The organism is Alphaproteobacteria bacterium, assembly GCA_040216735.1.
GTDB lineage: Bacteria > Pseudomonadota > Alphaproteobacteria > SHVP01 > SHVP01 > CALJDF01.
This window is the reverse complement of the sequence record JAVJOO010000004.1, coordinates 1-11,723: the sequence shown is the minus strand read 5'-3', so window position 1 is coordinate 11,723 and position 11,723 is coordinate 1. Positions and strand designations below refer to the sequence as shown.

At 59.7% G+C, this 11,723-nt stretch carries 11 protein-coding genes, 1 tRNA gene and 2 rRNA genes; 2 read left to right on the top strand and 12 right to left on the bottom strand.

The genetic code is table 11. The features are described from left to right. Positions 1–102: 102 nt before the first annotated feature. A complete protein-coding gene (locus RID42_10425; GenBank protein ID MEQ8248080.1) occupies positions 103–798 on the top strand; it encodes a cyclic nucleotide-binding domain-containing protein in 696 nt (231 codons plus the stop codon). A 313-nt stretch (positions 799–1,111) separates the two neighbouring features. Further along, positions 1,112–1,540, top strand: coding sequence for a nuclear transport factor 2 family protein (locus RID42_10420; GenBank protein ID MEQ8248079.1), 429 nt, complete (start codon positions 1,112–1,114; stop codon positions 1,538–1,540). A 42-nt stretch (positions 1,541–1,582) separates the two neighbouring features. On the opposite strand, the gene RID42_10415 is transcribed toward RID42_10420, so the two are convergent. The 12 genes from RID42_10415 to RID42_10360 form a co-directional block, all read right to left on the bottom strand. Next, complete coding sequence (locus RID42_10415) at positions 1,583–2,725, bottom strand: serine hydrolase domain-containing protein (GenBank protein ID MEQ8248078.1); 1,143 nt, start codon at positions 2,723–2,725, stop codon at positions 1,583–1,585. A gap of 1 nt (position 2,726) precedes the next feature. Beyond that, on the bottom strand, positions 2,727–3,860 hold the full coding sequence (locus RID42_10410) for a serine hydrolase domain-containing protein (protein ID MEQ8248077.1): 1,134 nt from the start codon (positions 3,858–3,860) through the stop codon (positions 2,727–2,729). A 66-nt stretch (positions 3,861–3,926) separates the two neighbouring features. After that, positions 3,927–4,991 (bottom strand): ABC transporter substrate-binding protein, encoded by a 1,065-nt coding sequence (locus RID42_10405; GenBank protein ID MEQ8248076.1) that lies wholly within the window; start codon positions 4,989–4,991, stop codon positions 3,927–3,929. Between the two features lie 37 nt (positions 4,992–5,028). Continuing rightward, positions 5,029–6,111 (bottom strand): ABC transporter ATP-binding protein, encoded by a 1,083-nt coding sequence (locus RID42_10400; GenBank protein MEQ8248075.1) that lies wholly within the window; start codon positions 6,109–6,111, stop codon positions 5,029–5,031. 3 nt (positions 6,112–6,114) lie between these two features. Beyond that, positions 6,115–6,894, bottom strand: a complete 780-nt coding sequence (locus RID42_10395) for an ABC transporter permease (protein MEQ8248074.1) — start codon at positions 6,892–6,894, stop codon at positions 6,115–6,117. Further along, a complete protein-coding gene (locus RID42_10390; GenBank protein ID MEQ8248073.1) occupies positions 6,891–7,757 on the bottom strand; it encodes an ABC transporter permease in 867 nt (288 codons plus the stop codon). Before RID42_10390 ends, RID42_10395 begins: the two co-directional genes overlap by 4 nt. Before the next feature lie 4 nt (positions 7,758–7,761). Continuing rightward, positions 7,762–9,105, bottom strand: coding sequence for an isochorismatase family cysteine hydrolase (locus tag RID42_10385; GenBank protein MEQ8248072.1), 1,344 nt, complete (start codon positions 9,103–9,105; stop codon positions 7,762–7,764). 101 nt (positions 9,106–9,206) lie between these two features. Further along, on the bottom strand, positions 9,207–10,265 hold the full coding sequence (locus tag RID42_10380) for an ABC transporter substrate-binding protein (GenBank protein ID MEQ8248071.1): 1,059 nt from the start codon (positions 10,263–10,265) through the stop codon (positions 9,207–9,209). Positions 10,266–10,371: 106 nt separating this feature from the next. Then, positions 10,372–10,656: a hypothetical protein gene (locus RID42_10375; GenBank protein ID MEQ8248070.1), complete on the bottom strand. Its 285-nt coding sequence runs from the start codon at positions 10,654–10,656 to the stop codon at positions 10,372–10,374. A gap of 310 nt (positions 10,657–10,966) precedes the next feature. Then, positions 10,967–11,043: transfer RNA gene (locus RID42_10370), tRNA-Met, on the bottom strand. Between the two features lie 81 nt (positions 11,044–11,124). Then, positions 11,125–11,239 (bottom strand): 5S ribosomal RNA (gene rrf, locus RID42_10365). A gap of 88 nt (positions 11,240–11,327) precedes the next feature. After that, positions 11,328–11,723 (bottom strand): 23S ribosomal RNA (locus RID42_10360); the annotation flags it as partial.

Sequence of the window (11,723 nt, the reverse complement as noted above, 5' to 3'; positions counted from 1 at the left end):
TGAGGTCGTGGCGTTCGCCCTCGGCGATCCTGACATGCGTCATGACATCGCTTGACAAATGTTAGCCAGCACCAAGGATGGGCCAGAGATCAGGGAGGACTAATGCGCGACGACGAAAGGCAAAGCGTTCGCAACTTGCCCCTATTCGCGACCATGGCGGCGGCGTGCTTCGATCGCCTAACGCCCGCTTCATTTCTGCAGAAGTTTCCCGCGGGCGTAACGATTATTCACGAAGGTGATCCGGCGGACTTCCTCCATATCGTTCTGGAAGGAGCGGTCGAGCTGTTTGCTCAATCCAACGGCCGCGAGACGGCGGTTGCGATTATTCGCCCGGTTACGACCTTCATTTTGGCGGCAGCGGTGCGCGACGCGCCCCAACTGATGTCGGGACGCACTCTAATGCCGTCACGCATTCTCATGATCCCATCGCGCAATATCCGCGCCTGTATCGGTGAGGATCAAGCCTTTGCCCAGGCGATGATCGACGAACTTGCCGGGTCGTTCCGGTTTATGGTTAAGACCGTCAAGAATCAGAAACTACGTACCGCGGTTGAACGCCTCGCCAACTACCTGCTGGCCTGTAGGAACATGGAAGGAAGCCAAGCGTTCGAGCTGCCGATTGAGAAACAGCTCCTGGCGTCGCTTTTGGGTATGACGCCGGAAAGCCTGTCTCGGGCGTTTGGCACGCTGAAGGCCTACGGCGTCGACGTCGACGGTAACAAAGTGACGCTCAGCAACGAAAAAGATCTGACAACGCTCGCCAAGCCGACGCCGTTTATCGATGACCCGCTTATTTAGGGAGCGATTCCGTTTCTGGGATGCGTCATGCTGTGGGGATGCTGATCAATGACGCCGCCTTACCGGCTAACTCCAGCTAAACCATTTGTGAGCGACTCGGGTCAACATGGAGATCGAGCGTTTTTCTCTTGTCGATACCAGCCGAGGATGAATGAAAATGTGGAGACCGACCTCTCAAGTAGAGAGGTGATATGCGTGATTCTCCGCATGAAGATTTTTGCCGCACAGCGCATTCAATCAGCGTGTCCTCGACGGAACAAAATAGCTACGGGGTTTTCGATACGGCGCGACCACGTTTCCACCGGAGAGTGCCATGACCGACCTTGAACGAATGTTGATCGAACGGGCCTGCGAACGATTGATCATGTTGTACGCGATGCATGCTGACAATTACGCGCCCGAGGCGGTATCTGCTCTATTTGCCGAAGATGCTATTCTCAATCGCGGTGAGGGCGACGCAGTCGGACGCCCTGCGATCCTTGCGGCGTTCAATCGGCGGCGACCGGACGCGGCGGTCCGGCATATCTCCACGAACGTCGTGATCGACGTCCTGGATGATGCTTCCGCTTCGGGTGTGTCGACCATGATGTTGTACCGCAATTTCGGCGCGGCCGGTCTGCCCCAACCCTTGCCGCCGCTGGAAATGATCGTTGACTATCACGACACGTTCGCGCGCACATCGGAAGGATGGCGGTTCAAGCAACGCCGCGCGGTGCGGGTATTCGAACGTGACCTCGCCTAGCCCACAACGTGCACCGGTCCGGTGCGTTGCAGCGGAGCCCGCCTATAGGCAGGCGTATAGAGCCTCGATGAGCGTCGTCGCGCGCGGGCCGATATCGATCCCCGCATGCATTCGGTTGGGGGCGTAACAAAATCCTAGACCTGCCGCCGGATCGCCAAAGCTTTGGGCGCCCCCCGCGCCGGAATGCCCGAAGGTATCGGGGTTTGGACCCATGGGCCGATCGGGTGGGGAGTTCAAATAGAATCCGAGTGCGATCCGGAAGTCGAGCCCGGACATGGCGTCCCTGCCCGCCCATTGTTCGGTGCGGGCGCGAACGAGCGCGGCACTACTTAGTAAGCGAATTCCGTCTATTGCCCCGCCCTGCGCAAGACACCCGTAAAGGCGGGCGATCGCACGCGCTGTACCATGACCGTTCGCGGAGGGCACCTCTGCCCGCCGCCAGCGCGGCGAGTTGAAGTCTTCGCGGAGCGGAAGCTGCGCCCAACCGCGCGCCAACAAACTCTTGGTGTCACCGGTTTGCGCCGCGCTCAGGACGTTGCCCTTGGAAGGGACCATCTCGGCACAGCGCGCCTCTGCTTCGGCGGGGAGACCGATGTGGTAATCCAGTCCGAGCGGTTCGGCGACCTCGTCCCGAAAGAAGGTGCCGATGCTTCGCCCGTCCACTCGTCGCACCAATTCGCCCAGGATGAAGCCCTGGGTCGCCGTGTGGTAGCACGGCATGCTGCCGGGCGGCCACAAAGGCTCTTGGGCCGCGATGGCAGCGGTCATCACATCCCAATCGTAGAGGGTGCCCCGCGGCGCCGCGTCGGCGACGGGGACGGAAGCGAGGTGGCACAACGCCCACGAAACGGGAATTTCGGCCTTACCAGCCTGACTGAATTCCGGCCAATAACGGGAAACATGGGCGTCGAGATCAATCGCGCCGCGGTCGGACAGAATGTGGACGCAAACGGCAGAGACCGCCTTCGCGACGCTCATCATGCAGACAACGGTATGACGTTGCCATGGCTTACGCCCGGCAGCATCAGCGAAGCCGCCCCACAGGTCGACAACCGCCTCGCCGTGCAGCGTTACAGCTACGCTGGCGCCGAGCTCGTTACGCTCGCTGACGTTTCGCTCAAAAGCCTCGCGGAGCGGCGCGAACTGGCTGGTGCAGGTGCCGTCGACCGACGCGGCAGTTGGCACGTCAGGACCGACTATTCGCCAATGCGTCGAGCAAAGCCCCGGCGCGCGGGCCGACGTCCGTGCCGTCATGCATACGGTTTGCGGCGTAACAAAAACCAATCCCGCGATCCGGATCGGCGAAGCTCTGGGCGCCGCCAGCGCCAGAGTGTCCGAAAGCGCGGTCCCCGCCCATCGGGCGGCCGGGCGAGGAAAGCATAAAACAAAGGCCCGAGCGCAGATCGAGGCCCGACCCTTGCGACGTGCCGACACCCCGTTCGGCGGTGAAAACCGCGAGGCTTTCGGACCGCAAGAGGCGAACGCCGTCGATCTCGCCGCCCAATGCCAAGGCACCGTAGATCCGAGCAATGGCGTGCGGGGTTCCATGACCGTTGACCGACGGTATCTGGGATTGGCGCCATGCCCGGGAATTGAAGTCCTCCTCGGCCGGTAACGGTCGCCACGACCGTTCCTGGACCGGCGGCGCACCGGGCGCCTTGGCAGCGTTCACAACGTTACCGGCCGACGCGATCATATCGGCGCACCGCGCGACCTCGGCATCATTGAGTCCGAAAAAATAATCAACGCCTAAGGGCCTTGCTATTTCCTCACGGACGAACGCACCGATCGTCATGCCGGTAATCCGGCGCAGAATTTCACCGGCAATGTGCCCAATCGTTGCCGAGTGATAGAATAGCGTACTACCCGGCGGCCAAACCGGTTCCTGCGCGGCAAGCGCGGCGGTCATCTTTTCCCAATCGTAGAGATCGCCTGGACCGGCGGCATCGGCGACCGGAATGCCGGCACGGTGGCTCAGCGCAGTAGCGACCGTCACGCCCGCCTTGCCGGCTTGGGCGAACTCGGGCCAGTACTGTGCCACTGGCGCTTCGATATCGAGCAAACCGCGGTCGTACAGCATCGCCATGCACAGGCCCAATATCCCCTTCGAGACCGACATCATGCAGACCATGGTGTCGCGAGCCCAGGGCCTTCCGTCAGCTCCCGCCGTGCCGCCCCAGAGGTCGACGACCTTGCGGCCACCGCTATAGACCGCAACGGCCGCGCCGCGCTCGCTGTGGCGGGCGAAGTTGTTGAGAAAGGCGTCGCGAATGGGCTGGAAGCCGGGTTCACAAATCCAAGAGGGGTCTTCGTCGATCACGCAGGCTGCTCCTCGGCCGGAAGGAGCCCGGGCCGCCAACCGGTGGCGACCCGGGCGGAACGAAGACTAGGCCGTGATCTCGCGCTGGAAGCGCTCGGCCATTGGCGTCATCATCGGTTCGAGTTTCGGCCAGTCGATCCGCAGCAACTTGTCATGCGGTGCCACACGGGCCGCGACAGCGGCATCGAGTTTCACGTTCCGGTTAGCCATGCCAACCTGCATTTCGTTGCCAAAACCGGTTTGCGGACCAACGCTCATCGCCCAGTTCACAAACTCAATCAGGAGATCGCGATTCCGCGCTTTTTCCGGAATGTGGTAGGACAACGTTCCAATCGGCGCACCTTCCTTCGGCACGACATAATCGACCGGCTGGCCGCCGTCTTTGATGGCAAAGGCGCGCGACGCTGCGTAACTTGCGACCGAGGCCTCGCCACGCTGGATGATGGCCGGCACTTCGTTCGGAGTCTTGAAGAAGCGGAAGACATTCGGCTTCAACTTCTTCAGCGCATCAAAGCCCGGATCGAGATTATCTAGACTGCCGCCATGGATGAGAGCGGCAATCACGATCATCTCATGGAAGAACCCGCCCGATACGTCAGGCAGCATCAACTGGTTCTTGAACCGAGGGTCCCACATATCGGCCCACGCCGTCGGTGCCGGATTGACGGTGTCGGTGCGGTACATCAGGCCGTTGTCGACATAGTTGAACGCAACTGCCTTGCGCTCGAAGAGGTCATAGAAAATCGGGTCGACGTCGTTGAGGCTTGGAATGTCGCTCGGGTTGAGATCGATAAAGAGCCCTTCGGTTTTGATCGCTTTCATCGCGATCGGCAACGACAGGAACGGCAGGTCAATCTCGGGCTCGTCCCGGTTCACCATGGCATTAGTTAGCCACTCGCTGGGCGATCCGTACTTGATGACGAATTGCACGCCGTGTTTCTCTTCGAACGGCGCGAGGACATGCTTGCGGTATCTCTCCTCATAGATGCCGCCGAACAGAGTCGTAACGATCGTCTTCGATTGAGCGCGAACGATGCCGGGAAACCCGGCAATAACACCGACCGCAGCAGCACCCGCCAAAACGGCGCGTCGCGTTGGCATCGGGCCTTTATTAAGTGTCTTCTTGGTCATGGCAAAGTCCTTTTCTCTTTGTTCAATCCGTACGGCTTTAGTGCTGAAGGATGCGCACCGCCGCCGCCTCCCACGAAAGAACGGCGGCGTCACCGACCTTGAGCCGGGGGCCGTTGCCGTTCGAATTCTGGCTCGATTCCCGTGCGGTCAACGTCTGGCCGCGGACATCGATCACGTAGGTTGTTTGGTTACCTTGGTACACTGCAGATTGAATACGCCCGCAAGCACCATTGGGCCCGGCTAACGAGTTTCCCGCCGCGATCATAATTCGTTCGGCCCGGATCGCGGCATCGACGGTACTACCAACCGAGGGCGCTTCGCCGCTCGCGGCGGCATCAAGTCGCAGCATGCCGGAGTCGAGGGTGATCCGCCCGCCTGAAACCGCCGCTACCTTTGCCGACAGAAGATTGGCGAACCCCATGAAATCGGCGACGAAGCGCGTAGCCGGAAGCTCAAAGACTTCGGATGGGCTCCCCACCTGCTCGATCCGTCCGGCATTCATGACCGCGATCCGGTCGCTCAGGATTAGCGCCTCTTCCTGATCGTGGGTAACAAACATCGCGGTGATACCGATTCGCCGTGTGAGGTCGCGCAACTCTTCCTGCATCGTCTCGCGCAGCTTGCGGTCAAGCGCTCCAAATGGTTCGTCTAGCAACAAAACGTCTGGGCTGATCACCAGCGCGCGAGCCAGGGCAACGCGCTGCTGCTGGCCGCCGGACAACTGGGCCGGGTAGCGCGCGTCGAAGCCGGAGAGCCGGACCATATCGAGCGCTTCGGCAACCCTGCCAGCCCTACTGCCACTTGCAAGGCCCCTCATTTTCAGCCCGAAGGCCACGTTGTCGGCCACCGTCATGTGCGGAAAAAGAGCATGGCTTTGGAACGCCATGCCGATATTACGCTTGTGAGTCGGAACATCGGTGACGTCTCGACCGGCGATGGAAATGCGACCGCTACTCCCCTCGACAAGCCCAGCGACGACACGCAACGTTGTGGTTTTTCCGCAACCGCTAGGCCCGAGCAACGTGACAAACTCGCCGCTCGCGACAGACAACGTAACGCTATCGACCGCGCGAGTGGTTCCATAGGTTTTGGTGATGTTTTCGATTCTTACTTCGGCCATTGACTAGAAACCCACTACACGACGAAGGCCGACGACGCGTTCGAGCAGCACCGCCGCCGCCAAGGAAAAGACGATCAGCATGGTTGAAATCGCGGCGACCGACGGGTCGAAGTTGTATTCGACATAGTTCAGGATCGCGAGCGGCAGAGTGTTGGTTCGGGCGCTACTCAGGAACAGAGAGACAGAGACATTGTCGAACGAAACGATAAACGAGAAGATCATCCCCGCGATGATCCCCGGGCGAACCAACGGCAGTGTGATGTGCCAGAACGTGCGTAAACCGCTGGCGCCGAGGGTTCTCGCTGCTTCCTCCACCGTCATATCGACCCGTGCCATGCTCGCCATAATGGTACGGACCAGATAGGGAAAGGTGATCAGAACGTGGGCACCGACTAAACGGAGACCAACGCCCCGGATGCCCAGCGTCGCGAACGCGAGCAATATCGCCAGACCGATAACGATCGACGGAACGATCAGCGGCGACAACATGAAGGTCTGGAGGGCGTCCTTGCCGCGAAAATCGAAGCGTACGATTGCGTACGCCACACCCATCGCAATCGGCGTCGCTAGCGCGGTCGAGACCAAGGCGAGCCAGGCGCTGTTCTTGGCCGAGTCGGTAAAGATCGGTTGCGATAAGGCGTGGGCGTACCACTTGAAGGACCACTCGGACGGCGGAAACTCAGGAATTGCCTTAGCGCTAAACGACGCCACGACCACGACCACGATCGGCGCCAGAATGAACAGCACGAGCATCGCGATTGCAGCATGGAAGATACGGGTCATGTTGCCTCTTTGCGGGTCCCGAGCGCCCCAAGGCGCGACAGGACTCGGACGTAAAGAAAGACGATGCCGAGGGCGACCGCGAGAAGCAGCGCCGCAACCGTCGCGCCGAACGGCCAGTTGAACAACGTCACGAACTGGTGGAACACCAGGGTGGTGATAAAGTTCGGTCCGCTCCCGCCGAGAACGGCTGGCGTCACATAGGCAGAGATCGCGAGACTAAAGACGATCGTCGTCCCCGCCCCGATGCCCGGCAGGGCAAGCGGCAAGACCACGTGAAATATGGCTCGAAACCGGTTAGCACCGAGCGTCGCCGCAGCTTCGACCAACATCGGGTCGATCCGCTCCAGTGCCGCGAGGATCGACAAAACCATGAACGGCATGACGATGTGGACCAGTCCGATCACGATCGCGGCGTCGGTAAACATGATCTTGATCGGCGCATTGGTCAGCCCGATCCACTGCAGGAAGTCGTTGATGACACCGTTGTTGCCGAGAACGACGATCCATCCATAACTGCTGACGACAATACTGACGAGCAGCGGCGAGAGCACCAGGATCGTCAGAGCGCCGCGCCATTCCTTAGGCGCCCGCCACATGAAGTGCGCGAGGAGGTAGCCCGTGAACGCAGAGATGACTGTTGTCAAGAACGAGAGCCAAACCGTCTTACCGAGAATTCCGACGTAGAAAGTGTCGCTGAACAACTTGATGTAGTTGTCGAGGGTGAAGCCGCCTAGTTGTTGAATGCTTCCTTGGCCTTCGAACAGGCTAAATCGAATCAAGTAGCCGACCGGCAGCACCAACAACGCCACCATGATGACGGTTGCGGGCGTTAGAAGCGCAAAGGCGAGCGTCGGTCGCTTCATCGATCTATTGCGCCGCCTCGGCGTTCGCGCGGGTCCGCCAAACTTCTTTGACGTCGGCAGACGGTACAACGGTTGCAAAAAAGGCACCCATGACCTCCAGCGAGGCATCGTGCAGGTGCCGCATTCGGTCCCGAGCGGCGACGCAATCGCTTAGTACCACCACGTAATAGTCGCGCATCTTGGCGTCCCGGACAGTGGACTCCACGCAAGCCTGGGTTGCGGTGCCGACGACCACGACGCTGCGAATGCCGTTCGACCGCAGTAAGCTATCAAGCGCGGTATCCAAGAACGCGCTGTAGCGGTGCTTGATAATGACAGCTTCACCAGGGCGCGGCGCAAGCTCTTCGACCTGCTCGGCGCCCCACGAACCGGGCAAACAGATATCGAGTGCAACGCTCGACTGCTCCCGCCCGAATAGCCAGCTTGAGGTACCGCTCGTGGGTCCGTACTGGGCTTGGATATGAACGATCATCGCGCCTGCACGCCGCGCCGCGCCGAGCGTCTCGTGCACTGCCGGGAGAATCGAGCGATTATGTTCCAGACCCTCGTTGCGACGGCCCATCAAACCGTCGCCATGGCAGAAGTCGTTCTGGAGGTCGACGATCAGGAACGCCGTGTGCGCCGGATCGACGAGTTCGGCCAAGCCGGTCAACCGCTGCGCCTTCTTTGCCTCGAGCTGCCAACCGCGCGAACCCGGCGCGCTTTTCTGCCATACCCCAGCGACGTCAGCGGTCGCCGTGACCACCGCCATCGTCATGCCCATTTTGCGAAGTGAAGCATCATGACGATCGCGCGCATAGGACCCCGATGCATCACCGGGTAGCACGACGTAGTAGTTGCGGAAGAACGCATCTCGCGCCGTCGATTCGACGCACCCGCTCGTAATGACACCGGCGACGACGACCGTGCCGATCCCGTTGCTGCGCAGATACAGGTCGATTTCTGTATCCCAGAAAGCGCTATATCGGTGCTTGGTAACCACAAGTTCGTTGGGCGCTTCGCAAGGCTTTAGATCGTCAAACCAGTCGGCGCCCCAGGAACCCTCGAGGCAGCGTTCCAACGCGCTGCCGCCCTTGGTCATCTGCTCTCCGAGAGGCGCCCCTTGGAAAATATCGTCGTAGGTCGCGCGGACCCAAACGATAAGTGTGCCAGCCTGGCGCGCCGCGGCAACAAGAGCCCGCATGTTTCTAGCCATTCCCGGCATCATCGACATGTCGGCACCGGCTTTGGCGTGGTACCCGTCCGGGTGGCAAAAGTCGTTCTGCACATCCACCACGATCAACGCCGTGCTATCGGGCGCAACCTTTTCGGCAAACGGCACCGTTCGCCCTTTATTGAGTCTGGTCATGGTCTTCCCATGATGCGTTTTCGATCGAATTCGGACCGCCTTGAACGCTGCGGTCCTAGAGCGATGGAGAGACGCCCAAAGGGCATCTCTCCGACCCTCACCTAGCCGACGATTTCGCGCTGCCAGCGTTCGGCAATCGCGCCCATTTGCGGCTCGATTTTGCGCCAATCCAGACGCATTAACTGATCGAAACCGGGAACCCGCTCCTTAGCCCGACCCTTTAGTTCCGCCTTGCTGTTGCAGGGACCGAACTCGATGCCGTTGGCGAACCCTTCTTGGGGCTCTTTGCCGAGCGCGAAATTCACAAACTCGAACGCGAGGTCTTTGTTGGGCGTGTTCTTGGCGACATGAAAGGACAGAACGCCAATGGGCGCACCTTCTTTGGGGGCCACCCAGTCAATCGGTAACCCTTGGTCCTTGAGGGCGTACATGCGGGAACTCGCGATCCCACCGATCCATGCCTCGCTGCGCTCGAATAGCTGCACCGATTCGGGCGAACTCTTGTAGAATCGATGGACATTCTTTTTGATTTTCTTGATCGCCTCGAAACCCGGATCGAGGTTCTCGATGTCGCCGCCATTGATAATGGCCGCCAACGCGACGGTTTCGAAAACCCAGCCGCCGGAAATATCGGGCAGCGTAATGTGGCCTGCCACGTCTTCGCGCCACAGGTCTTGCCACGAAGTCGGTGCAGGCGACACGTTAGCCGTATTATATCCAAGACCGTAGGGCGCGAAGTTGAAGCCGGCGGCGCGCTGTTCGTACAGATCGTAGAAGATCGGATCCAACTCTTTGGCGTTCGGCACCTTGCTGGCCGGCATGTCCTCGAAAATGCCCTCGGTCTTGATGGCCTTCATGGCGACCGGATAGGACAGGTAGGCGATGTCGTATTCAGGCGCGTCGCTTTGCACCATCATGTTGGTGAGGACTTCGGAAGCCGGCTTGTAGCGCAAGATAATCTTCTTGCCGGTCTTAGCTTCGAACGGGTCGGTAACGTGTTTGCGGAAGTTCTGTTCGTAGATGCCGCCCGGCACGTTGATGACGACCTCTTCGTTCTTGGCTCGAACGATGCCCGGAAACGACAAAACCGCGGCCCCTGCTGCGGCCCCGGCAAGTACCGTGCGACGGGACACTCCGTCCTTTGAAATGCGGCGTGACATAAATTCCCTCCCCTGGGTTGTGGGAGCAGTCTCTGCCTACTTATCCGTAGGAGTCAAGGCGGCGCAAAAGTGGGCCAGAAGCGCTGTCCCGTCGGTAAGCTGCGCCTCACGCCTGCCGTTGGCGAGCCCTGACATAGTCTTTGACCGTCGTTAGCCCGCCGGAAAATCCGCGCTTCTCGACGAGATACTCGAAGATTTGGCGGGCGGTACGGCGCTCGGCGGGTGGTTTGGACGTATCGTTCTTTAACATCCTGTCGATCGCACGCACGTGAGGACCTAGTTTGGGACGCCGAGGTGCTGAGACCCGCTGATATCCTGGAGGTGCGTCGTGATCCATGATCTTGCGCACGGTCTTGCGGTCGATCCCGAGAAGCCGCGCGGTTTCACGCATGCTCCGCCTTTCAACAAGGATTGCATGGCGAACCTCGGCATAGATATCGATTGCGTACATAGAGGAACGACTGGACCGTAGATCAGCTAAGACAATAACCGCGCTGCGCCATCTCACCAACCGGCACCGAACTCTTGGGCGAACCCGAGAATTACCGAGATTTGACAGCACACAATAGTCCCAAAAGGATAAGCCTGAAGCCGTCATCCCAAAAGAATGACCGCGGACCATTCGGTCAGGAACCTCGGGAAGAGCGCAGCAAGAAAGCCAAAAAAAACCCGCTAAGGCATTGGCCTAGCGGGCTAATTTTTGGTTGCGGGGGCAGGATTTGAACCTGCGACCTTCAGGTTATGAGCCTGACGAGCTACCGGGCTGCTCCACCCCGCGTCAAAAGGAAAAACGGCGCCGGTTGGGCCGGCGCGCGTGACGGCCGTTTGCCATCGTATGAGGAAGTTCCGGTTTTTGTTGGCCTGGCGGCGACCTACTCTTCCGTGCCTTAAGACAAAGTACCATCGGCGCTGGAAAGTTTCACGACCGAGTTCGGGATGGGATCGGGTGGGAGCTCTCCGCAATAACCACCAAGCCAACAAAAACCGGAAATTTGTGATGCGACACTAGTTTTGTGCGTCTGCAAGTGCGTTCGAGTTAATCACTGCACATGCGGTTTCGCGAAAATCAAATCAATCGAGCGATTAGTACCGGTAAGCTTCATGCGTTGCCGCACTTCCACACCCGGCCTATCAACGTGGTCGTCTTCCACGGCTCTCAAGGGAGAACTAGTTTTGAGGCAGGTTTCCCGCTTAGATGCTTTCAGCGGTTATCCTTTCCGTACTTAGCTACCCGGCAATGCAGCTGGCGCCACAACCGGTCCACCAGAGGTACGTCCACCCCGGTCCTCTCGTACTAGGGGCAGCTCCTCTCAATTCTCCTACACCCACGGCAGATAGGGACCGAACTGTCTCACGACGTTCTAAACCCAGCTCACGTACCACTTTAATCGGCGAACAGCCGAACCCTTGGGACCTGCTCCAGCCCCAGGATGTGATGAGCCGACATCGAGGTGCCAA

Excerpts from the sequence above, each read along its gene's own strand:
- RID42_10385 (MEQ8248072.1), bottom strand. The coding sequence starts at position 9,105 with ATGACCAGACTCAATAAAGGGCGAACGGTGCCGTTTGCCGAAAAGGTT.
- RID42_10420 (MEQ8248079.1), top strand. The coding sequence starts at position 1,112 with ATGACCGACCTTGAACGAATGTTGATCGAACGGGCCTGCGAACGATTG.
- RID42_10395 (MEQ8248074.1), bottom strand. The coding sequence starts at position 6,894 with ATGACCCGTATCTTCCATGCTGCAATCGCGATGCTCGTGCTGTTCATT.
- RID42_10400 (MEQ8248075.1), bottom strand. The coding sequence starts at position 6,111 with ATGGCCGAAGTAAGAATCGAAAACATCACCAAAACCTATGGAACCACT.
- RID42_10375 (MEQ8248070.1), bottom strand. The coding sequence starts at position 10,656 with ATGCGTGAAACCGCGCGGCTTCTCGGGATCGACCGCAAGACCGTGCGC.
- RID42_10425 (MEQ8248080.1), top strand. The coding sequence starts at position 103 with ATGCGCGACGACGAAAGGCAAAGCGTTCGCAACTTGCCCCTATTCGCG.
- RID42_10380 (MEQ8248071.1), bottom strand. The coding sequence starts at position 10,265 with ATGTCACGCCGCATTTCAAAGGACGGAGTGTCCCGTCGCACGGTACTT.
- RID42_10405 (MEQ8248076.1), bottom strand. The coding sequence starts at position 4,991 with ATGACCAAGAAGACACTTAATAAAGGCCCGATGCCAACGCGACGCGCC.
- RID42_10390 (MEQ8248073.1), bottom strand. The coding sequence starts at position 7,757 with ATGAAGCGACCGACGCTCGCCTTTGCGCTTCTAACGCCCGCAACCGTC.